The sequence below is a fragment of the Agromyces rhizosphaerae genome, assembly GCF_027925245.1.
GTDB classification, from domain to species: Bacteria; Actinomycetota; Actinomycetes; order Actinomycetales; family Microbacteriaceae; genus Agromyces; species Agromyces rhizosphaerae.
In genome coordinates, this window is sequence record NZ_BSDP01000001.1 from 2827560 (window position 1) to 2848982 (window position 21423).

General features: G+C 73.8%; 22 protein-coding genes. 10 read left to right on the forward strand and 12 right to left on the reverse strand.

Going from position 1 to position 21423, the window contains the following annotated elements; all coding sequences use genetic code 11:
- Positions 1 to 12 precede the first annotated feature (12 nt).
- Positions 13 to 984 carry a 2,3,4,5-tetrahydropyridine-2,6-dicarboxylate N-succinyltransferase gene (dapD, locus tag QMG39_RS13325; protein WP_281885776.1) on the reverse strand — a complete coding sequence of 324 codons (972 nt, stop codon included), beginning with the start codon at positions 982 to 984 and terminating at the stop codon, positions 13 to 15.
- Between the two features lie 51 nt (positions 985 to 1035).
- On the opposite strand from dapD, the gene dapE reads away from it, so the two are divergent.
- From dapE to QMG39_RS13340, 3 genes are all read left to right on the forward strand, one after another.
- Positions 1036 to 2133 carry a succinyl-diaminopimelate desuccinylase gene (gene dapE / locus QMG39_RS13330; RefSeq protein ID WP_281885778.1) on the forward strand — a complete coding sequence of 366 codons (1098 nt, stop codon included), beginning with the start codon at positions 1036 to 1038 and terminating at the stop codon, positions 2131 to 2133.
- Complete coding sequence (locus tag QMG39_RS13335; RefSeq protein ID WP_281885780.1) at positions 2126 to 3373, forward strand: hypothetical protein; 1248 nt, start codon at positions 2126 to 2128, stop codon at positions 3371 to 3373. Before dapE ends, QMG39_RS13335 begins: the two co-directional genes overlap by 8 nt.
- Positions 3374 to 3491: 118 nt before the next feature.
- Entirely contained in the window at positions 3492 to 3665 is a 174-nt protein-coding gene (locus tag QMG39_RS13340) for a DUF3117 domain-containing protein (RefSeq protein ID WP_281885782.1), read from the forward strand.
- A 71-nt stretch (positions 3666 to 3736) separates the two neighbouring features.
- Here QMG39_RS13340 and QMG39_RS13345 read toward each other — a convergent pair whose 3' ends face one another.
- Complete coding sequence (locus tag QMG39_RS13345; RefSeq protein WP_281885784.1) at positions 3737 to 4369, reverse strand: O-methyltransferase; 633 nt, start codon at positions 4367 to 4369, stop codon at positions 3737 to 3739.
- Between the two features lie 86 nt (positions 4370 to 4455).
- On the opposite strand from QMG39_RS13345, the gene QMG39_RS13350 reads away from it, so the two are divergent.
- Complete coding sequence (locus QMG39_RS13350; protein ID WP_281885786.1) at positions 4456 to 4896, forward strand: twin-arginine translocase TatA/TatE family subunit; 441 nt, start codon at positions 4456 to 4458, stop codon at positions 4894 to 4896.
- A 52-nt stretch (positions 4897 to 4948) separates the two neighbouring features.
- Here QMG39_RS13350 and QMG39_RS13355 read toward each other — a convergent pair whose 3' ends face one another.
- Positions 4949 to 6544: a succinic semialdehyde dehydrogenase gene (locus QMG39_RS13355; protein ID WP_281885788.1), complete on the reverse strand. Its 1596-nt coding sequence runs from the start codon at positions 6542 to 6544 to the stop codon at positions 4949 to 4951.
- 56 nt (positions 6545 to 6600) lie between these two features.
- Between QMG39_RS13355 and QMG39_RS13360 the strand changes: the two genes are divergently transcribed.
- Entirely contained in the window at positions 6601 to 7998 is a 1398-nt protein-coding gene (locus tag QMG39_RS13360) for an MFS transporter (RefSeq protein WP_281885790.1), read from the forward strand.
- Positions 7995 to 9476: a pyridoxal phosphate-dependent decarboxylase family protein gene (locus QMG39_RS13365; protein WP_281885792.1), complete on the forward strand. Its 1482-nt coding sequence runs from the start codon at positions 7995 to 7997 to the stop codon at positions 9474 to 9476. Before QMG39_RS13360 ends, QMG39_RS13365 begins: the two co-directional genes overlap by 4 nt.
- Positions 9477 to 9510: 34 nt before the next feature.
- Here QMG39_RS13365 and QMG39_RS13370 read toward each other — a convergent pair whose 3' ends face one another.
- The 4 genes from QMG39_RS13370 to QMG39_RS13385 are packed head-to-tail and all read right to left on the reverse strand — an operon-like array spanning position 9511 to position 13339.
- Positions 9511 to 10359, reverse strand: a complete 849-nt coding sequence (locus QMG39_RS13370) for a hypothetical protein (protein WP_281885794.1) — start codon at positions 10357 to 10359, stop codon at positions 9511 to 9513.
- Entirely contained in the window at positions 10356 to 11516 is a 1161-nt protein-coding gene (locus tag QMG39_RS13375) for an Mrp/NBP35 family ATP-binding protein (protein WP_281885796.1), read from the reverse strand. Before QMG39_RS13375 ends, QMG39_RS13370 begins: the two co-directional genes overlap by 4 nt.
- On the reverse strand, positions 11503 to 12006 hold the full coding sequence (locus QMG39_RS13380; protein WP_281885798.1) for a DUF1003 domain-containing protein: 504 nt from the start codon (positions 12004 to 12006) through the stop codon (positions 11503 to 11505). The genes QMG39_RS13375 and QMG39_RS13380 overlap by 14 nt, the downstream gene beginning before the upstream one ends.
- Positions 11993 to 13339, reverse strand: a complete 1347-nt coding sequence (locus QMG39_RS13385) for a magnesium transporter MgtE N-terminal domain-containing protein (protein WP_281885800.1) — start codon at positions 13337 to 13339, stop codon at positions 11993 to 11995. The genes QMG39_RS13380 and QMG39_RS13385 overlap by 14 nt, the downstream gene beginning before the upstream one ends.
- A gap of 53 nt (positions 13340 to 13392) precedes the next feature.
- Between QMG39_RS13385 and QMG39_RS13390 the strand changes: the two genes are divergently transcribed.
- Positions 13393 to 14103, forward strand: coding sequence for a general stress protein (locus QMG39_RS13390; protein ID WP_281885802.1), 711 nt, complete (start codon positions 13393 to 13395; stop codon positions 14101 to 14103).
- 45 nt (positions 14104 to 14148) lie between these two features.
- On the forward strand, positions 14149 to 14508 hold the full coding sequence (locus QMG39_RS13395; protein WP_281885804.1) for a TIGR02611 family protein: 360 nt from the start codon (positions 14149 to 14151) through the stop codon (positions 14506 to 14508).
- 70 nt (positions 14509 to 14578) lie between these two features.
- On the opposite strand, the gene QMG39_RS13400 is transcribed toward QMG39_RS13395, so the two are convergent.
- Together QMG39_RS13400 and QMG39_RS13405 are read right to left on the reverse strand one after the other, a co-directional pair.
- Positions 14579 to 16144: an aminopeptidase P family protein gene (locus QMG39_RS13400; protein ID WP_281885806.1), complete on the reverse strand. Its 1566-nt coding sequence runs from the start codon at positions 16142 to 16144 to the stop codon at positions 14579 to 14581.
- A gap of 13 nt (positions 16145 to 16157) precedes the next feature.
- A complete protein-coding gene (locus QMG39_RS13405) occupies positions 16158 to 17171 on the reverse strand; it encodes an endonuclease/exonuclease/phosphatase family protein (protein WP_281885808.1) in 1014 nt (337 codons plus the stop codon).
- A gap of 111 nt (positions 17172 to 17282) precedes the next feature.
- Here QMG39_RS13405 and QMG39_RS13410 point away from each other — a divergent pair, with 111 nt between their 5' ends.
- Positions 17283 to 18155: a PHP domain-containing protein gene (locus tag QMG39_RS13410; RefSeq protein ID WP_281885810.1), complete on the forward strand. Its 873-nt coding sequence runs from the start codon at positions 17283 to 17285 to the stop codon at positions 18153 to 18155.
- 40 nt (positions 18156 to 18195) lie between these two features.
- Here the strand turns inward: QMG39_RS13410 and QMG39_RS13415 are convergent, their stop codons facing one another.
- Positions 18196 to 19719, reverse strand: coding sequence for a DEAD/DEAH box helicase (locus QMG39_RS13415; RefSeq protein WP_281885812.1), 1524 nt, complete (start codon positions 19717 to 19719; stop codon positions 18196 to 18198).
- A gap of 192 nt (positions 19720 to 19911) precedes the next feature.
- Here QMG39_RS13415 and QMG39_RS13420 point away from each other — a divergent pair, with 192 nt between their 5' ends.
- Complete coding sequence (locus QMG39_RS13420) at positions 19912 to 20571, forward strand: ferritin-like fold-containing protein (protein ID WP_281885814.1); 660 nt, start codon at positions 19912 to 19914, stop codon at positions 20569 to 20571.
- A gap of 219 nt (positions 20572 to 20790) precedes the next feature.
- On the opposite strand, the gene QMG39_RS13425 is transcribed toward QMG39_RS13420, so the two are convergent.
- The gene (locus QMG39_RS13425; protein ID WP_281885816.1) at positions 20791 to 21096 is read right to left on the reverse strand and encodes a hypothetical protein; all 306 of its coding nucleotides are present in this window, start codon (positions 21094 to 21096) and stop codon (positions 20791 to 20793) included.
- A complete protein-coding gene (locus QMG39_RS13430) occupies positions 21096 to 21320 on the reverse strand; it encodes a DUF3107 domain-containing protein (RefSeq protein ID WP_281885818.1) in 225 nt (74 codons plus the stop codon). The genes QMG39_RS13425 and QMG39_RS13430 overlap by 1 nt, the downstream gene beginning before the upstream one ends.
- Between the last annotated feature and the right edge of the window lie 103 nt (positions 21321 to 21423).

Consider the following 21423-nt stretch of genomic DNA (forward strand, 5'->3'; position numbering starts at 1 on the left):
GGCTCGCGGCGGTCAGGCGTGCAACTGCGCGTTGAGTGCGACGCCATCGCCGCTGCGCGAGAGCACCTCGACCGCGCCCGTGAGCGAGTTGCGGCGGAACAGCAGGTTCGGCGTGCCGGAGAGCTCGACCGCCTTGACCGTGGTGAGGCCGCCGTCGGCGCTGCGGGGGCCGTCGACCACGACGACCTTCGTGCCCGCGGTCACGTACAGGCCGGCCTCGACGACGGTGTCGTCGCCGATCGAGATGCCGATGCCGGAGTTCGCGCCGAGCAGCGCGCGCTCGCCGATCGAGACCCGCTGCGTGCCACCGCCCGAGAGGGTGCCCATGATCGACGCGCCGCCGCCGATGTCGGAGCCGTCGCCCACCACGACGCCCTGCGAGATGCGGCCCTCGACCATCGAGGTGCCGAGCGTGCCGGCGTTGAAGTTCACGAACCCCTCGTGCATCACGGTCGTGCCCGGGGCGAGGTGCGCGCCCAGGCGCACGCGGCCGGCGTCGGCGATGCGCACGCGCTCGGGCGTGACGTAGTCGAGCAGGCGCGGGAACTTGTCGAGCCCGGTCGCCTGGATGCCGTGGCGCCGCAGCACCGGGCGCAGCCGGTCGAAGTCGGCCGGATGCACCGGGCCCGCGTTGGTCCAGACGACGTTGGGCAGGAACCCGAAGACGCCGTCGAGGTTCAGCGTGTTCGGCGCGGCCACCAGGTGCGAGAGCAGCTGCAGGCGCAGGTACGCGTCGCTCGTCGACGCCGGCGGCGCGTCGAGGTCGATGTGCTCGGTCACGAGCCGCTGGGTGACGCCGCGGCGCTCGTCGTCGTGCACGGCGGCCTCGAGGGCGCTCGGCACGACGTGGTGGTCGGCGGGCGGCGCACCGAGCGCGGGCGAGGGGAACCAGGTGTCGAGCACGGTGCCGTCGGTCGCGATCGAGGCGATGCCGTGGCCCCAGGCGGAGCGGGCGGACGACGTGTCGGATGCGGTGTCGGGCATACGGCAAGCGTAGCGGCCGCGCCCCGGCCCGCCCTTTCGTAGACTGGCCGGATGACCGCCTCGGACGCCCCAGCCCCGGCCCTCGACCTCACCGCCGACCCGGTCGAGATCACGCGCGCGATCTGCGACGTGCCGTCGGTCTCCGGCGACGAGGCGACGCTCGCCGACCTGATCGAGCGCGCGCTCGCGCCGGCCGCGCACCTCGAGGTGCTGCGCGACGGCGACGCGGTCGTCGCACGCACGGACCTGGGCCGCGCGCGCAGGGTCGTGATCGCCGGCCACATCGACACCGTGCCGATCAACCGCAACCTGCCGACCCGGTTCGAGACGATCGACGGCGTGGAGTACTTGTGGGGGCGGGGCACGGTCGACATGAAGGCGGGCGTCGCGGTGCAGCTGAAGCTCGCGCTCGAGCTGGTCGCTCCCGCGGTCGACGTGACCTGGATGTGGTACGACCACGAGGAGGTCGCGGCCGACCTGAACGGCCTCGGCCGGCTGGCCGCGCACCGGCCCGAGCTCTTCGCGGGGGACTTCGCTATTCTCGGCGAACCGAGCAACGGCGCGGTCGAGGGCGGATGCAACGGGAACGTGCGCGTCGAACTGCGCGCGCGCGGCCTGCGGGCCCACTCCGCGCGCAGCTGGGTGGGCGAGAACGCGATCCACAGGCTCGCGCCGGCGCTCGAGCGCCTCGCCGCGTACGAGGCGCAGACCGTCGAGGTCGACGGGCTCGCGTACCGCGAGGGGCTCAACGCCGTGGGCGTCTCCGGCGGCGTCGCGGGCAACGTGATCCCCGACGAGGCGACGCTGGCGGTGAACTACCGGTTCGCGCCCAGCAAGACCGCCGACGAGGCGATCGCGCACGTGCGCGAGCTGTTCGGCGAGTACGAGCTCACCGTGGTCGACCGCGCCGAGGGCGCCCGACCGGGGCTCGACGCCGCGCTCGCGCAGGAGTTCGTGGCCGCGGTCGGCGCCGAGGCGAAGCCGAAGTACGGCTGGACCGACGTCGCCCGGTTCAGCGCGATGGGCATCCCCGCGGTGAACTTCGGCCCGGGCGACCCGCTCAAGGCCCACGCCGACGACGAGCGGGTGCCGCTGCACCAGATCCGCGACTGCGACCGCGCCCTCCGCGCCTGGCTGAACGGTGACTGACGGCGGCGCCGGCGCGGCGGGCGCCGTCGACGATCGCGCCGCGCGGGGCGCCCGGGCGGGGCGCGCGCGCCGGCTCGCGGCATCCGCCCCGTGGTGGCTGCAGGTCATCGTCGCCTACGGGCTGGCGCGCGCCGCGAGCACCGCGATGGTGCTCGTGCTGGCGAGCGTGCAGCAGGCGAACCCGTGGACGGGAGCGTCGCCGGGCTACTGGGAGTACGCGAACATCTGGGACGCGCGATGGTTCGCCTACGTCGCGTTCTCGGGCTACCCGTCGGAGCTGCCGGTCGACGAGCAGGGCCACGTGGGCGAGAACGCGTGGGCGTTCATGCCGGTCTACCCCGTGGTCGTGCGGCTGGTCATGACCGTCACGACGCTGGGCTGGGACGTCTCGGCGGTGCTCGTGTCGCTCGCGGCGGGGCTCGGGTCGGCGCTCGTGTTCCACCGGCTGATGAGCCGCTTCCTCGAGCCGGACCGGGCGATGTTCGCGGTCGTGCTGTACTGCGTGGCCCCGGTGTCGGTCGTCTTCGGCTTCGGGTACGCGGAGGCGCTGTTCCTGCTGCTGCTGAACACGGCGCTGCTGCTGCTCGTCGACCGGCGCTACGAGTGGCTGTTCCCGGTCGTGACGGTGATGGCGTTCACGCGGCCCGGGGCGCTCGCGCTGTCGCTCGCGCTCGTGCTCCACTGGCTGCTGCGCTTCCGCACGCGGCGCACCGAGGCGTTCCCGCTCGTGGACCGCGTGCTCGCGGCATCCGCCGCCGTCTACACCGGGCTCGTCGGCCTCGCGTGGCCGGTCGTCGCCTGGATCGTCACGGGGCTGCCGGGCGCGTACTTCGACACCGAGCTGGCCTGGCGGGCGCCGTACATCGGCTACGTCGAGCTCGTGCCGTTCACGGCGTGGTTCCAGTCGGGCGACTGGTGGCTCGGGCAGCCGCTCGGCACCATCGTCGTGCTGGGGCTCATCGCGGCGTTCGCACTGGTGCTCGTCTCCCCGGCGGTGCGGCGCATCGGCGTCGACCTGCGGCTCTGGGTGCTGAGCTACGGCCTGTACCTGCTCGCGGTGTTCTTCCCGCAGTCGAGCGTCTTCCGCCTGCTCGCGCCGATGTTCCCGCTGCTGGGGGCCGTCGCGCTGCCGCGCTCGCGCGTCTACCGCGTGTCGGTGGTCGTCGTCTTCCTCGCGCTGCAGTGGGGCTGGCTGCTCATCTGCTGGGGCATCGACGGGGCCGACTGGACCCCGCCGTGACCCGTGCCGCAGGCGCTCCTCCGGGGGCCCCGCGCGGCGTGATCGATCCCCAGCCGATTTCCACCGTCCGTCCTGATGCCGGATAATGGAACGCGTCAGGCCACGAAAGGGGAGCTCAATGGCGGCCATGAAGCCACGGACCGGTGACGGGCCTATGGAGGCTGTGAAGGAGGGTCGTCTCATCATCGTGCGGGTTCCGCTCGAGGGTGGCGGCCGTCTCGTCGTCTCGGTCAACGATGCGGAAGCCAAGGAGCTGCACGACGTGCTCGGCGGCGTTGTCGACGCCGGCTGACCATCGTCTCGTGAGGGCCCGCGCCAGGTGCGCGGGCCCTTCGCATGTCCGCGGCCGGCCGGCCGCCGCGGTCACGCGCCGAGCTTGACGATCTGCAGCAGCCCCTCGCCGGCGGGGGAGAGGCTCGTGGCCACGGCGTTCGAGCCCGCGAGCTCGGAGATGAGGGTGCGGAACCCGGATGCCACGGGGTCGCGCCTGGCCGGATCGGCGACGCGGCCCTTCCAGAGCGCGCGCGCCACGAGCACCGCGCCGCCCGGCAGGGCGAGCCGGAGCGCGTGCTCGACGTACTCGATCGCCGACTCGGGGTCGGCGTCGACCAGCACGATGTCGTAGGAGTTCTCGTTCATGCGCGGCAGCACCTCGCCCGCGCGGCCGGCGATGAACCGGGTGCGGGTGGGGGCGATGCCCGCGTCGGCGAAGTTCTCGCGCGCATGCTGGTGGTACTCGGCCTCGCTGTCGATCGACGTGAGGTGCGCGTGGCGGTTGCCCGCCAGGAGCCAGAGCCCGGAGACGCCGACACCCGTGCCGATCTCGATGATCGAGCTGGCCCGGCCGACGCCCGTGAGCACCGACAGCTGCGCGCCGACCGCGGGCGAGACGGGGTCGATGCCCAGCTCGAGCGACTGCAGCCGCACGCGGGCGATCGCCTCGGGTTCGACGACGGTCTCGTCGGCGAACTTCCAGTTCAGGTCATGGTCGGACACGTGTTGCTCCCGGTACTCGTCGGCGTCCAGCGTACGACTCTCCCGAGCCGTTCGTCGGCCGCCTCGCCGGGCAGTAGTCTGGAGGGGTGTTCGGGCTGACCTTCGAGAAACTCCTCATCATCGGGGTCATCGCCGTGTTCCTGCTCGGGCCCGACAAGCTGCCGATCTACACGCAGAAGCTCGCCCAGTTCGTGCGCTCGCTGCGCGACATGGCCAACGGTGCCAAGTCGCGCATGAAGGAGGAGATGGGCGACGAGTTCGACGAGGTCGACTGGCGCAAGCTCGACCCGCGCCAGTACGACCCGCGGCGCATCGTGCGCGACGCGCTGAGCGATGTCGACCCGTTCGCCGATCCGAAGCCGAAGCCCAAGTCCGAGGCCGTGACGGCCGCTGCGGCCGCGACCGCGGCCGCGGCCGCGAAGAACGGCGATGGAGCCCCGGTCGGAGCCGCGTCGTCGCCGTTCAAGCGCGCCCCGCAGACGGCCGCGGTCGGCGAGGCGGCGCCGTTCGACGCCGAGGCGACCTGACCGGCACGTCCGTCTGGCGCACCGACCCGGTGATCCGAGCGGATGCCCCGGGTCAGCGACGCCGGAGCACGCGCTGCGCGCGCAGCAGGAGCAGCATCGGCTGCTCGAGCATCCGCCACTCCCGTGCCGAGGTCGGCGCCTGGATGAGGCCGGTCGCCGACGCCACCGTGACCGATTCGACGTAGCGCTTCAGCCCGTCGGGCCCGTTCCGGCGACCGAGGCCCGACTGCTTCGAGCCGCCCATCGGGGCCGCGATCGAGCCGAAGCTGCCGCGGTAGCCCTCGTTGATGTTCACCGAGCCGGTCTCGAGCGCGGCGGCGACCCGGCGGGCGCGGGCGACCGAGCCGCTCAGCACGACCGCGTTCAGGCCGTAGTCGCTCGCGTTGGCGGCGAGCACCGCCTCCTCCTCGTCGTCGACGACGTAGAGCGAGACGATCGCGCCGAAGGTCTCCTCGGCGAAGCAGTGCATGTCGGGGGAGACGTCGGCGAGCAGCGTCGGCTCGAACGCGTACGGGCCGATGTCGGGCCGGTGCGCGCCGCCGGCGAGCACGGTCGCGCCCTTCGCGGTCGCGTCGTCGAGGTGCGCGCGCACGCGGTCGAGCTGCGCCTGCCCGGTGAGCGTGCCGACGTCGCCCGCCGAACCCGGGGCGGGGTCGATCGTCATCGACCCGATCACGCGCACGAACGCACGGGTGAACGCGTCGGCGACGCCGCGCGTCACGTAGATGCGCTCGGGGGAGACGCAGAGCTGGCCCATCGAGGCGTAGCACGCGTACGCGGCCTGACGTGCGGCCTTCCCGGGGTCGACGTCGTCGAGCACGATCATGGGGTTCTTGCCGCCGAGCTCGAGCGACGCGGGCACGAGCCGTTCGGCCGCCTTCCGCGCAATGCGGCGCCCCGTCGCGGTGGAGCCGGTGAACGCGATCACGTCGGCGTGGTCGGTGACGGCCTCGCCGATGGTGGCCCCGTCACCGGTGACGACGGCCCAGAGGTCGCCCGGCAGCCCGGCGTCGATGGCCGCGCGGCGCAGCTCGAGGATGTTGAGCGCCGCCTGCTCGTCGGCCTTCTGCACGACGCCGCAGCCGGCGGCGAGCGCCGAGAAGACGTCCATGCCGGCGAGCGAGAGGGGGAAGTTCCAGGGCGTGATCACGCCGGCGACGCCCCGGGGGCGGTGCCGCACGCGCGCCTCGATGACCGTCGGCGCGCCGCTGTGCACGCGCCGGCTGCGGAGCACGCCGCGCGCGGCGAGCGCGTTGTAGCGTGCCGAGGCCGCCGACTGGTAGACCTCCTCGAACGCCTGCCCGCGGGTCTTGCCGGTCTCGAGCTGCACGAGGTCGATGAGCTGCTCGCGCCGGGCCACGATGAGGTCGTGCGCGCGGAGCAGCACCCTCCGCCGGTGCGCGAACCCCGCGCGGGCCCAGGCCACCTGCGCGAGACGGGCGCGGGCGAATGCGTCGGCGACGTCGCCCGGGGTGCTGAGGGGCAGCTCGTGCAGCGGCTCGCCGGTCGCGGGTGCGAGCACCGTGCGCGTGTCGCCGCCGGTCGCCGTGATGTCATCGTGCAGTTCGGCCACCCACTGGGGGTCCGGTCCTCCGGTGCTCCGGGGCGGTGCGGCGGGGGCGTGCGAGACGGCGACCGGGGCTGACATGTGGACAGTCTAGGTCAAATGACCCACTTCGCCGCGGAGCGGTTATGCTGCCCGTCATGACTGCGACGGAACGCCCGCTGGGCCGGTCGACGATCGCCCGCTACGCGGTCGGATCCATCGGCACCGGTGGCTTCGGCACGCTCCCCGGCCTGGTGCTCGTCTACTACCTCACCGACACCCTCGGGGTAACCGCGCTGCTGGCCGGCGTCATCGTCACCGTCGCGAAGATCTGGGACGTGATCATCGACCCGGTCATCGGGTACCGCAGCGACCGCGCCCTCGCGCGCACGGGCAGCCGGCGCGGTCCGATGCTGCTCGGCGCGATCGCGCTGCCGGTGTGCTTCCTGCTGACCTTCGCCGTGCCCGAGGGGCTCGCGCCCGGCTGGGCCGCGGCCTGGGTGCTCGTCGCGTTCACGCTCACCGCGACGGCGTTCTCGCTCTTCCAGGTGCCCTACATCGCGCTGCCGGCCGAGATCACGACGGGCTACGACGCCCGCACCCGGCTTCTGACATGGCGCGTGGTGGTGCTGAGCGTCGCGATCCTGCTGTTCGGGGCGGGCGCTCCGGCACTGCGCCGTGCCGGTCCCGACGAGTACACCGGCTACCTCGTGATGGCCCTCGTCGCGGGTCTCGTGATCGGCGCGGGCCTGCTCATCGCGAGCTTCACGGCGCCCAAGGGCGCGGTGCCCGCGACGGATGCCGCCCCGGCGACGCAGCGCGGCTCGGCCTGGCGCGGCATCCGCGAGCAGTACGCGGCCGGCGTGCTCGTGCTCCGCCGGAGCGCGCCGTTCCGGGCGCTCCTGTCGACGTTCGTGCTGCAGGCCCTCGCGACCGGCCTCATGCTCGCCGCCGCGAACTACGTGGCCGTCTGGGTGCTGCACTCCGACGACGCGCTGACCTTCCTCTTCCTCGCCCTCATCGGCCCCGCCATCCTGATGGCCCCGGCCTGGGGCGCGGTGTCGCGCCGTGTGGGCAAGGAGCGCGCCTTCCTGTGGGCCAGCGTCCTGTTCGCGGTCGCGACCCTCGGCCTCACCCCGCTGTTGTTCGCACCGGGCGCGTGGGTCTACCTGCCCGTCGCGCTCGCCGGCGCCGCCTACGCGGGCATGCAGTCGCTGCCCATGGCGATGCTGCCCGACGTCGTCTCGGTCGACGCGGCCACGCACGGCGAGGGCAGCGCGGGCAGCTTCGGCGGCGTGTGGACCGCGGGCGAGACCGCCGGCATGGCGCTCGGTGCGAGCGCGCTCGCCGTCGTGCTCGCCGTCACGGGCTACGCGGAGTCGGTCGGCTCCGAGGTCGTCGCCCAGTCCTCCGCGGCCGTCGCCGGCATCGCGATCGCGTTCAGCGTCGTGCCGGCCGCGCTCGCCCTCATCAGCCTCGTGACGCTCGGCCGCTACCGGCTGCGTCGCACCGACATCGACCGCGCCGTCCAGGCGCAGGAGGAGACCCCGCGGTGACCGAACTCGCCCCCGACGCACTCGAGGTGCTCGACCGGCTGGACGCGCTGCGCGCCGCCGACGCGCCCACCCACGGCGGACGAGTGCTCTCGTACGTCTACGACTCCGGTCGGCCCGACCTCGACGAGCTGGCCGCACGCGCGGCCCGCGCCGTGCAGCCCGTGAACGGCCTCGACCCGACCACCTTCGGCTCGGTCGCGGTCATGGAGCGCGAGCTCGTCGGATTCGCCCGCGAGGCGTTCCACGGCGGCGACGACGTGGTCGGCTCAGTCACCTCCGGCGGCACCGAGAGCTGCATCCTCGCGGTGAAGACCGCGCGCGACGCCTGGCGCGCCCGCGGCGGCGAGGGCACGCCGCGACTCGTGGCGCCGGGCACCGTGCACGCCGCGTTCCGCAAGGGCGCGCACCTGCTCGGGCTCGAGCTCGACATCGTGCCGGTGGACCCCGCGACCGGCGGGCCCGAGGCATCCGCCATGATCGACCGGCTCGGCCCCGACGTCGCGCTCGTCGTGGTGAGCGCGCCGTCGTACCCGTTCGCGACGCTCGACCCGGTCGTCGAGGTGGCGGATGCCGCGCTCGCGCAGGGCGTCGACCTGCACGTCGACGCGTGCATCGGCGGCTTCGCCCTCGCGTTCTGGCCGACCGAGGTCGCGCCGTGGGACTTCCGCGTACCCGGCGTGACGAGCCTGTCGGCCGACCTGCACAAGTACGGCTACTCGCCGAAGGGCGCGAGCGTGCTGCTGCAGCGCGGCCGCGACCGGCAGCGCAACCAGTACTTCGCCACGACCGAGTGGTCGGGCTACCCGGTCGTCAACCCGACGCTGCTCGGCTCGAAGCCGGCCGGCCCGCTCGCGGGCGCGTGGGCGATCGTGCAGGTGCTCGGCACCGGCGGCTTCACGGAGCTCGTCGGCAAGACCGCGCGTGCGACGGCCGCGCTCGTCGACGCCGTGACGGCGATCGAGGGGCTGCGCGTCGTCGGCGAGCCGACCGGACCGCTGCTCGCGGTCGCGACCGACGAGGACGCGCCGGCGGAGCGCCGGGTCGACCCGCACCGCTGGGCCGACGCCGTGCGCGCCCGCGGCTGGCAGCTGCAGCTCCAGCCCGCGCACCGCCAGGCCGACGGCACCGTGCTGCCGCGCACCACGCACCTCACGGTCACGCCCGTGACCGAGTCGACGCTCGACGGCCTGCTGCCCGACCTCGCGGCGGCCGCCGACGACGTGCGCGGCGAGCCCGGGCTCGACGGCACGGCACTGCTCGACGGCCTCGGCGGCGCCGCGGCGCTCGGCGCGCTCGCGGGCGGCGTCGACTCCGACACCGCGGCCGGGCTGCTCGGCGGGCTGGGCCTGCTCGCGGCCGACGGCCCCGCGGTGCCCGAGTCGCTCGCACCCGTGCTCGCGCTGGTCGAGGTGCTGCCCGCGCCGCTCTCCGAGCGCCTGCTCGTCGAGCTGCTCGGCCGCTTGGTCGAGCCGGTCTGATGCCGCCGGCGCTCCCGCGGGGAGCGCGGGAGCGTCACCCGGTGGGCAGCTCGCAGCGCTCGGCGACGAACGCGTAGATCTCGCCCCGGAGGTCGTCGCCCGGCACCAGGTCGAGATCGCCCGAGCGGTCGCCCACGGCGACCTCGAACGGCAGGATCGTGCCGCGCTTGTCCTCGGCGATCGCGTGCGGGTCGCAGCGCGCGGGCACGATCTCGAGCGGGATCGTCGAGGGCGCGTCGTCGGCGCGCACCTCGAGGCCCAGTGGCCAGCCGGTGCCGGCGGGGCCATCGAGCAGCGTCGTCGGGCGCACGCCGTCGATGCGCAGCATCCGCTCGCCACCGGCGGGCTCGACCGACACGTCGACCCACGCGCGCCGCGCGGCGCCCGAGCCCTCCGTGCGCAGCCGCTCGGGCATCGAGAGCCGCGCGACGGCGTCCACCGCGGCGGCCAGGCAGTCCTCGTCGTTGATGCGATCGAGCACGCCCTGCTCGTCGACGGCGGGCAGCCGCGCGGTGCGGCTGCCGTCCGCGGCCGCCCAGGTCACGTCGACGACCGCCGGATCCGGGTCGGAGGCGTCGCAGAGGGACGCGGGCAGCGGGATGCGCAGCGCGACCGCGCGGCCCGGCGTGAGCGTGACGCCGTCGGGGTCGACCGCCGCGCCGTCGAAGCGGCCCGAGCGGAACGCGACGCTCGTCACGTCGAGCGTCGTGCCGGCGCCGTTCTCGAGCCGCACCTCCAGCACGCGCGGCGCGTAGTCGAGCCGGTGCTGGAACACGGTCACCCCGAGGCCGGGCGGCGGCTCGGAGAACCCGTCGCCGGCGGTGCAGCCGGCGCACGCGAGCAGCAGGGCGGATGCCCCGAGCGCGACGCCCGCGCGCGTCACCGCACCCGGACCCCGAGCGACCGCCCCTGGAGCGATCGCGGGCGCGTCGCGAGCGCCTCGGCGACCCGGTCGATGGCCTGCGCGGCGGGGTCCGCGGGGTGGCCGACCACGACCGGCACGCCCTCGTCGCCGCCCTCGCGGAGCGCGATCGACAGCGGTACCGAGGCGAGCAGCGGCACGGGCTCGTCCTGCCCGCGGGAGAGCCTGGCGGCGACCTCCTCGCCGCCGCCCTCGCCGAAGACGCGCAGCACGGTGCCGTCGGGCTGGGCCAGGCCCGCCATGTTCTCGATCACGCCGTACACGTGCTGGCCGGTCTGCCGTGCGACCGTGCCGCTGCGCTCGGCGACGTCCGCGGCGGCGGGCTGCGGGGTCGTCACGACGAGCACGTCGGCGTGGGGGAGCAGCTGCCCGACCGAGATGGCCACGTCTCCGGTGCCCGGCGGGAGGTCGAGCAGCAGCACGTCGAGGTCGCCCCAGTAGACGTCGGTGAGGAACTGCTGGATCGTGCGGTGCAGCATCGGGCCGCGCCACGCGACGGCCGCCTGCGGGTCGTCGACGAACATGCCGATCGAGACGACCTTCACGTCGTGCGCGACCGGCGGCAGGATCATCTCGTCGACCCGCGTCGGCCGCGGCGCGCGCCCCTCGTCGTCGGCCATGCCGAGCACGCCGGGGATGGAGAAGCCGTGCACGTCGGCGTCGAGCACGCCCACGGCGAGGCCGCGCCGGGCGAGGGCGACCGCGAGGTTCGCCGTCACGGTCGACTTGCCGACGCCGCCCTTGCCGCTCGTCACCGCGTAGACGCGGGTGAGCGAGTCGGCGTCGAACGGGATGCCGCGCTTCGGCCGACCCGCCTGCAGCTTCTCGGTGAGTGCGCGCCGCTCGTCGGGCGTCATGACCGAGAGGGTCACGCCGGCGTTGCCCTCGCCGACGACCGACTCGGCCGCGGTGCGCACGTCGCGCTCGATGCGGTCCGCGGCGGGGCATCCGACGATCGTGAGCTTCACCCCGACGTGCACGCCGTCACCGGTCTCGGCGACCTCGCCGATCATGTCGAGCTCGGTGACGGGCCGGCGGATCTCGGGGTCGAGCACCCCGTCGAGCGCGCGCCGCACGCGCTCGACGACCGTCGCACCCGTCGCCTCAGGCGGTGGCATTCTCACCCTCGCCGGCGTCGTCGCGCGCGTCGAGCTCGTCGAGCAGCGCGCGCAGCTCGGAGCGGATGAACTCCTTGGACGCCATGTCGCTCATCGCCAGGCGCAGCGCGACGACCTCGCGCGCGAGGTACTCGGTGTCGGCGAGGTTGCGCTCGGCGCGCTGGCGGTCCTGCTCGATCTGCACGCGGTCGCGGTCGTCCTGCCGGTTCTGCGCGAGCAGGATGAGCGGGGCGGCGTACGAGGCCTGCAGCGAGAGCACGAGGGTCAGCGCGATGAAGCCGTAGTCGGCCCGGTCGAACTGGAGGCTCGCGGGCGCGAACGTGTTCCAGCTCATCCAGAGCAGCACGAACAGGGTCAGGCCGAGCAGGAACCAGGGCGTGCCCATGCCGCGGGCGACGACCTCGGTGAACCGGCCGAACCGGTCGCGGTCGCGGCCGGGCGCGCTGCGGGACTGGTCGCCGCGCGAACCCTGGCGGTCAGCGCGTGCCATCGGCGCCCCTCCTCCGCGAGCGTCGCCCGGTCTGCAACGGGATGCTGCCGGTCAGCAGCTGCTCCCGGGCGGCGGCGCGCCGGCGCACCTCGTCGTCCTCGTCGGGCTGGGAGCGCCAGTCGTCGGGCAGCAGGTAGTCGAGCACGTCGTCGATCGTGACCACGCCGAGCAGCCGGTTCCGCTCGTCGACCACCGGCACCGACACGAGGTCGTAGCTGGCGAGGATGCGGCTGACCTCGGCGGCCGAGGTGTCGCCGCTCACGGGCTCGAGGCCCTGGTCGATGAGCGTGCCGAGCCGTTCGTTCGGGGGGTAGCGCAGCATGCGCTGGAAGTGCACCATGCCGAGGAAGCGCCCCGTGGGCGGCTCGTGCGGCGGCATCGTGACGCAGACCGCCGCGCCGAGCGCGGGCGGCAGCTCGTGCCGGCGGATCAGCGCGAGCCCCTCCGCCACGGTCGCATCGGCCGAGACGATGATCGGCTCGGTGGTCATGAGGCCGCCGGCGGTGTCGGCCTCGTACTTCAGGAGGAACCGCACGTCGTCGGCCTCCTCGGGCTCCATCAGGTCGAGGAGCTGCTCGCCGCGCTCGAGGGGGAGCTGGGCGATGAGGTCGGCGGCGTCGTCGGGCTGCATGTGGTCGAGCACGTCGGCCGCGCGCTCGTCGCCGAGGGTCGCGAGCAGCTCGACCTGGTCGGACTCGGGCATCTCCTCGAGCGCGTCGGCCAGACGGCCGTCGGGCAACTCGGCCGCGACCTCGCGCCGCCGTTCCGCCGGGAGCTCGAGCATGGTGGTGGCGAGGTCGGCGGGCTTCAGCTCGGAGTAGGCGGCGATGAGGTGCTCGGCCGACTGCTGCTGGCCCGCGCCTGCGCGCTCGCTCACCTCGCCCCAGCCGACGAACGCCGTCGCGCCGCGCGCGAACGGCGACGCGCTCGTCTTGCGCCGGCGCACGAGCAGCTGCGAGACGTCCCACTCGCCCTGGTCGCGCTCCTCGATCGCGACGTCCTCGATGGTCGCGTCGCCCGAGCCGTCGTCGAAGTCGACCTGGCGCCCGAACATCTCCGCGATCAGGCGCACCTCGCCGCCGCGCTGCTCGAAGCGGCGCATGTTGACCATTCCGGTCGTGATGATCTGCGAGCCGGAGATGCTCGTGACCCGGCCGATCGAGACGAACACCCGGCGCTTGCCGGGGATCTCGACGATGAGGCCGACGACGCGCGGAGGGTCGTCCTTGCGGTACACGACCAGCACGTCGCGCAGCTTGCCGACGCGGTCGCCGGCGGGGTCGAAGACGGCGCAGCCGGCCAGGCGGGCGACGAAGACTCTCGAGGCGCTCACCCCTCGAATGTACCCCCGGGCCGCGCCCGGGGAGCGCATGGGAGAATGGGCGCGTGACGAATCCGAGGATGCTGGGCGGCCGCGGCACGAAGTTCCCCACGGTGCCCAAGGGCGACGAGGCGGCGAGCTTCGAGACCTACGCGGAGGCGCAGGCGGCCGTCGACACGCTCGCCCGCGCCGACTTCCCGGTCAAGCAGCTCTCCATCGTCGGCACCGACCTCACGAGCATCGAGCGCGTGACCGGCCGCATGAGCTACGGGCGCGCGGCGGGCGCCGGCGCGCTGTCCGGCCTCTGGTTCGGCATGTTCCTCGGCCTGCTGTTCTTCATCGTCACCCCGAACGACCAGGCGTTCGGCGTGCTGTTCGCCGCGCTGCTGCTGGGTGCCGGGTTCGGCATGCTGTTCGGCCTCGTGACGTACACGATCAACCGCCGGCGCCGCGACTTCACGTCGGTCATGCAGGTTGCGGCCGGCCGCTACGCGCTCATCGTCGAGCCGGGCCTCGGCGCGCGGGCGCGGGAGCTCCTGGGCACGGATGCCTCGCCGGCGCCGTCGCCCGCCGCGCCCACCTCGGCCCCGCGCACCTACGAGCAGGCGACGACCGCGCGCGAGGCGTCCGAGCCCGGTGAACGCGCGCCCCGACCGCGGCCGCAGTACGGCGAGCTCGCCGAGCCGGAGGACGAGACCGCGCCGGGAGCGGACGCGACCGACGCGACCGGGGCCGAGGGGTCGGACGAGCCGGCGGCCCGCGACGGTCGGGCCTGAGCCTCACGCAGCCCGTTCCCAGCACCGCTGCGTAGCATCCACGGCATGGTCACCGAGCTCGAACTGCGTCGCGAGATCGCGGCCGGAGAGGACCCCGACCGACCGATCCGCCGGCTGCTGCGCCGTGCGCGCGCCTGGATCGAGCGGCACCCGCGGCTGCGCTTCGCCTACCGGTTCGCGGTCGGCGTGCTCGGCGCGATCGTGATCGTCGCGGGCCTCATCCTGATGCCGTTGCCCGGGCCGGGCACGCTCGTGTTCTTCCTCGGCTTCGCCATCCTCGGCACCGAGTTCGCCTGGGCCAAGCGCATCGCGGTCTGGGTCAAGCGCATCATCGACCGGGTGCTCGCCTGGTGGCGCGAGCGCCGCGCGCAGCGGCAGGCCGCCGCACGGCCCGCGGAGGGCTGACCCGAACCGCACGCCGCCGAGCAGGTGCGCCCGCCCGGCGGCATCCGCCCGACCGAGCCCGCCGTGACGCTCAGCCGCGCGCCGCGACCTCGCGCACCCAGGCCTCGACCTCGTCGGCCGTGCGCGGGAACGCCGCCGACAGGTTCTCGACGCCGTCGGCCGTGACGAGCACGTCGTCCTCGATGCGCACGCCGATGCCGCGGTACTCCTCGGGCACCGTCAGGTCGTCGGGCTGGAAGTACAGGCCCGGCTCGATCGTGAAGACCATGCCCTCCTCGAGCACGCCGTCCTTGTAGAGCTCGCGGCGGGCCTGCGCGCAGTCGTGCACGTCCATGCCGAGGTGGTGGCTCGTGCCGTGCACCATGTAGCGGCGGTGGAACTGGTTGTCGGGCTGCAGCGACTCCTCGGCCGAGACCGGCAGCAGGCCCCACTCGGCCGTGCGGCGGGCGATGACCTCCATGGCGGCCTCGTGCACCTCGCGGAAGATCGCCCCGGGCCTCGCGACGGCGAACGCCGCGTCGGCCGCCTCGCGCACGGCCTCGTAGACCCGGCGCTGCACCTCGGTGAACGTGCCGCTCACCGGGAAGGTGCGCGTGATGTCGGCGGTGTAGTAGCTGTCGAGCTCGACGCCCGCGTCGAGCAGCACGAGGTCGCCGGGCGCGACGGGGCCGTCGTTGCGGGTCCAGTGCAGGATCGTCGCGTGCGGGCCGGCGGCCGCGATCGAGCCGTAGCCGACATCGTTGCCGTCGAGCCGCGCGCGCGCCTGGAACGCGCCCTCGATGACCCGCTCGCCGCGCTGCACGGCCGAGGCGCGGGGGAGCGCCGCGAGCACGTCGTCGAAGCCGTCGCGGGTCGCCGCGACCGCCAGGCGCATCTGCTCGACCTCGTAGTCGTCCTTCACGAGGCGCAGCTCGGAGCAGGTGCGCGCCAGCGCGGCATCCGGCTCGTGCTCGTGCCCGACCTCGAGGCTGAACGGCGCGTCGGCGGCGTTGTGGCTGACGGCCCGCTCGGCGGCGTAGCGGATGCGGGCGTGGTCGATGCGCTCGGTCACGGCGGCGTCGGCCTCGCGGATCACGACGGTGTCGGTGTCCACGCCCGCGACGACGTCGTCGAAGTCGCCGAGGCCGCGCGTGGCCACGCCGAGGTCGGCGGCCACGTGCGCGAGCGACGGGCGCGGGCCGATCCAGAACTCGCCGATGGCGGGGTTGTCGTAGAACTCGCTCGAGTCGCGCCCGGCGCGCTCGCGGAAGTAGACGGTCGCGTCGTGCCCGTCGTCGGTGGGCTCGAGCACGAGCACCGCGCCCGGCTCGGAGTCGGAGCCCCAGCCGGTGAGGTGCGCGAACGCCGAGTGCGCGCGGAACGGGTAGTCGGTGTCGTTCGAGCGCTGCTTCATGTCGCCCGCGGGGATGACCAGGCGCTGGCCCGGGTGCGCGGCCGACACGCGCGCGCGGCGGCGGGCGGCGTAGGCGGCCGGCTCGCGCAGCGGCGGCGCCACCTCGGTGCGCTCGGCCCAGCCCGAGCCGATGTACTCCTTGAACCCCTCCGACCCGGGGGTGGTGGACCGGTTGGCGTTGCGGTCGGCCTCGGCCTCGTCGGCGGGCGCGGTGGTGCTGGTGTCGGTGGAGTTCGTGGACATGTCGTCCATTCTCTCAGCGCTGCGCGAGCTCCGCCACGATCGGCCGGTGGTCGCTGCCGGAGTCGTCGAACTCGCCGAGCACCTCGAAGCCGACGACCCGCCAGTCGGGGGTCGCCAGCACGTGGTCGATCGGGCTGCCGAGCAGTGCGGGCAGGTCGGTGGGCCAGGTGCCGAGCCCCGCGGCATCCGCCTGGTTCGCCGCATCGCTGCACCGGCCGAGGTCGCCGCCGTCGCTGCCGAGCCCCGCGAAGTGGTCGACGGTCGCGTTGAAGTCGCCGGCCATGATGACGCTGTCGGCGGTGCACTGGGTCGCGAGCCACTCGAGGTCGCTGCGCCAGTTGCGCATCTCCCAGCGGATGGGCGCGACCGCGTGCGCCGCGACGATGACCGGTCCGTCGCCGTCGACCGGCTGGGCCACGACCGTCGGCAGCGTGTTCGTGTTGCCCGGGGGTCCGGTGCCGACCGCCGAGACGACCTCGTAGTCGCCGAGGTCGGGGCTGATCAGCAGCGTCGTCGAGCGCGCCTTCGCGATCACGTCGAACGCGATCGTGTTGACCCACATGGGGTTGCCGCCCTCGCGCATGGCGATCGCGACCTCCTCGCCGAGCGGCTCGGTGGTCTCGGGCAGCGACACGATGTCGGCCCCCGTTTCGAGTGCGAGCTGAGCGATGGTGGCGGCGTCGGGCACCTCGCCGAGCGTGTTCCACGACAGCACCGTGATCGTCTCGGGGCCCGAGGAGGCCGTGGTGCCGGTGACGCCGCGGAAGGCGACCACGGCCGAGTTCGCGGCGGCGTAGGCGACGAGCACGAGGATGAGCGCGACGCTGAACCGACGCAGCTGGTGGGTCGCGACCACGAGTGCGAGCAGCACGCAGCACGCCACCGCCGCGACGACCGCGAGCCCGCGCAGCGCGACGACGTGCGAGATGATCCACTCCTGCTGGAGTCCGAACGCCTGCGGCCAGGTGAGGACCGCGGCGACGGCGGCGCAGCCGAGCACCGCGAGGACAGCGAGCACCCGGGACACCCGATACAGCGTAGGGGCTCGCGCCGGGTGCGCCGTGCAGGTGTGCCGAGAGTGCGCCGTGAGCGTGTCGGGCGCGCCCGGGCGCGTGTCGCGCGTCGATACGATGGGGGGATGCCCCGCCGCGATCGCCCAGCCGGTGGCATCGACCTGCACACGCACTCGAGCGTCTCCGATGGCACGCAGGAACCGGCCGAGCTGGTCGCCGAGGCCGCGCTGGCCGGGCTGGCCGGCATCGCGCTCACCGACCACGACTCGACGGCGGGGTGGGATGCCGCGCGGGACGCGGCGCGCGCGCACGGCATCGTGCTGCTGCCCGGCATGGAGCTGTCGACGCGCGAGCAGTTCGCCAGCGTGCACGTGCTCGGGTACCTCGTCGACCCGCGCAACGAGGCGCTCGTCGCCGAGACCGCGCGCATCCGCGAGGGCCGGCGCACGCGCGCCGAGGCGATCGTCGAGGCGATCGCGCACGACTACGCGCTCACCTGGGACGACGTGCTCGAGCAGGCGACAGAGGGGGCCACGATCGGCAGGCCGCACATCGCCGACGCGCTCGTGGCCCGCGGCCACGTGCCGACGCGATCGGACGCGTTCGCGGGCATCCTGCACTGGCGCTCGGGCTACGCGCGCCCGCACTACGCGCCCGACCCGCTCACCGGCGTGCGGCTCATCCGCGCGGCGGGCGGGGTGCCCGTGCTCGCGCACCCCGGCACGCGCGGCGACGGCGACGTGATCGCGCCGAAGCGCCTGCGCCAGCTCGTCGACGCGGGGCTCTTCGGCCTCGAGATCGACCACCCCGAGAACCACGAGCCGAACAAGCGCGCGCTGCGCGAGCTCGCGGCGCGCTTCGACCTGGCGATCACCGGGTCGAGCGACTACCACGGCACGGGCAAGGCCAACCGGCTCGGCGAGCACCTGACCTCGCCCGAGGTCGTCGAGCGGATCCTCGACGAGGCCACGGGCACCGAGCCGGTGCTGCCCGGCTGACGGCTCGCGTCAGCCGGGCGCGTGACGGCCCGTCGGGCCGCTACTGCTGCGGGGCCTGGCCGCCCTGGTTCGCGCCCTGGCGGGGACCGCGACGGCGACGGCGGCGGCGCGGCGCGGCCTTGCCGTCGTGGTGCTCGTGGCCCTTGCCGTCGTGCGTGCCGGTGCCCGGCTCCGCGCGCTCGGCGGGAGCCTGGCCGTCGGTCGGCTGGCTCGCGGGCGCCGCCTGCGACGACCCGCCGCCCTGGCCGCCCGACGACTGCCCGTTGCGGGTGCGACGACGGTTGCGCGAGCGGTTGCGGGAGCCCGAGCCGCCGCCCGGTGCATCCGAACCGCCCTCGGCCCGGCCGGCCGTGCTCGAACGCGACGGCGGCGCGGAGGCCGCGCGGATGCGGCCCTTCGTGCCCTCGGGGATGTCGAGGTCGGTGTAGAGGTGCGGGCTCGACGAGTACGTCTCGGTCGGCTCGGGCTGGCCGAACTCGAGGGCGCGGTTGATCAGCGCCCACTTGTGCAGGTCGTCCCAGTCGACGAACGTGACCGCGATGCCGGTCTTGCCCGCGCGGCCGGTGCGGCCGGCGCGGTGCAGGTACGTCTTCTCGTCGTCGGGGATGGTGTGGTTGATCACGTGCGTGACGTCGAGCACGTCGATGCCGCGCGCGGCCACGTCGGTCGCGATCAGCACGTCCTTCTTGCCGGCCTTGAACGCGGCCATGGCGCGCTCGCGCTGGTCCTGGTTCAGGTCGCCGTGCACGGCCGCCGCGTTGAAGCCGCGGTCGTTGAGCTCCTCGACCAGCTTCGCCGCCGCGCGCTTGGTGCGCGTGAAGATCACGGTCTTGCCGCGGCCCTCGGCCTGGAGGATGCGGGCGATGACCTCGTCCTTGTCGAGCGAGTGCGCCCGGTAGACGAGGTGCTTGATGTTCGCCTGGGTGAGGCCCTCGTCGGGGTCGGTGGCGCGGATGTGGATCGGGCGCGTCATGAAGCGACGGGCCAGGGCCACGATCGGGCCCGGCATGGTCGCCGAGAACAGCATGGTGTGGCGCGTCGGCGGGGTCTGCGCGAAGAGCTTCTCGATGTCGGCGAGGAAGCCGAGGTCGAGCATCTTGTCGGCCTCGTCGAGCACCATCTCGCGCACGTTCTTCAGCGAGAGGATGCGCTGCGACGCGAGGTCGAGGAGGCGGCCCGGGGTGCCGACCACGATCTGGCCGCCGGCCTTCAGCTGGTCGATCTGGCCCTCGTAGGCCTTGCCGCCGTAGATCGAGACGATGTTCGTCGGGCGGTTCGCGGTCGCCAGCTCGAGGTCCTCGGTCACCTGCACGCAGAGCTCGCGGGTCGGCACGACCACGAGGGCCTGCACGCCCGGCTCGGGCGCATCGCCCAGGCGCTGGATGAGGGGGAGGCCGAAGCCGAAGGTCTTGCCCGTGCCGGTCTTCGCCTGGCCGATGATGTCCTGGCCGGAGAGGGCGAGCGGGATGGTCTGTTCCTGGATGGGGAAGGGCTCGGTGATGCCCTTCGCCGAGAGGGCGTCGACCATGTCCTGGGCGATGCCGAGATCGGAGAATGTCGTCAAGGGAGAGTGCCTGTCGTCGAATGAAGAAGGTGCGCCTCGTTCGTCGTCAGGCGCACTGGCCGTCGATCCGTTGCCGACGGCTCCGGGACGAGTGTACCGTCCGAGCCGTCACAACCCCTGATCGGGCGGCACTAGAGTGGTCCCGTGGTTTCCTGGTCGGCCCGTCGCGGCGCTCGTGGTGAGACGCAGGGAATGCGTCCCCGGGTCGAGCCGACGAACCTCACCCGGGTCGACTTCACCGAGCTGACGCCCGACGTGCTGCCGTTCCTGGGGCAGGCCGCGTACATCCAGCTCGAGTTCTTCGAGAACCTCTCGCGCGCGGTCGCGACCTCGCCGAACCTCGCCGCGAAGGAGGGCCTCAGCGCCTCCGCCGGCGTCGCGCTGCGCAAGCACCACGGCCTGATCGAGGAGATCCGCGAGCACGACGCCGAGCCCGAGGACGTCATGGCGCCGTTCGCCCCGGCGCTCGACGTGTACCGCACGGCGATCGCCGGCGCCGACTGGTGGGAGCTGCTGCTCGGCACGTATGTCAGCGCGGGCATGCTCGACGACTACTTCATCCGGCTGGCCGACGGGCTGCCGTCGCCCGTGCGCGGCCGCGTCGTGCGCCTGCTCGGCGAGGTGGGCGCATCGCCCGTGCTCGTGCGCGAGCTGAGCGAGGGCATCGCGACCGTGCCGGGGCTGGCGGACCGGCTCGCGCTGTGGGGGCGCCGCATCGTCGGCGACACGCTGCTGGTCGCTCGGTCGGCGATCCGCGAGGGCACGGGCACCGGCCCCGAGGTCGAGCCCATGTTCACGGAACTGATCGCGGCGCACACCCGGCGCATGGACGGGCTGGGCCTCACGGCCTGACGCGCTGCGCGTCGGACGGCGCGCAGCTCAGCGGCATCCGTGTCATTGGCGCTTTTCAGGAGTGGATGCGGGACGGATGCAACGATCCGGCGTGCGCTGTGCCGAACCCGCTGGTTCCGTGCGGCTCGCGTCGCGCAGTGCAGCATCCGTGCACGCCGCATCCGTCACTTCCTGAAAAGTGACGTCTGCCGACGTGAGAACGGCAGGGCGGATGCCGCCTCAGGCGACCTGCGCGCCGGGACGCTGCAGGCGCTCCGCCAGCTCGGCGTCGGCGGCCTCGCGGCGACGGCCGATCAGCACGTCGGCGCCCGCCGCGGTCAGGCCGGAGCAGACGAGGGCGATCACCCAGATCCAGCCGCCGTCCCACGGCATGCCGAGCCAGGTCAGCGCGACCCAGGTGACGGCGGCGGCCGCGGTGCCGATCGCGGGGACCAGCACCGAGCCGTGCAGGTTGCGGCGGGTGAGCGCGTAGCGCGCGGCGAGGCCGAGGATGGCGCCGCCGAGCGAGATGAAGAGGAGCTCCATCAGGCGACGAAGCCGACGCGACGCGACTGGTCGGAGCCGATCTCGACATACGCGAGCGACGCGGTCGGCACGACGTAGACCGAGCCCTTCGCGTCGACGAGGCGGAGGTAGCCCGACGCGTTCGCGAGGGCATCGGCGACGGCCTTCTCGACGTCCTTCGCCGTCTGGTCCGACTCGAACCCGATCTCGCGGGGGGAGTTCTGGATGCCGATGCGAATGTCCACTGTGGGCCCTTCCGAGTGTGCGACGTGACCCGCTCAGACTACGACACCCGCGACCCGCCCCCGGGCTCGCGTTCACTGTCGGCGCAACCGGTTAGCGTGAGGC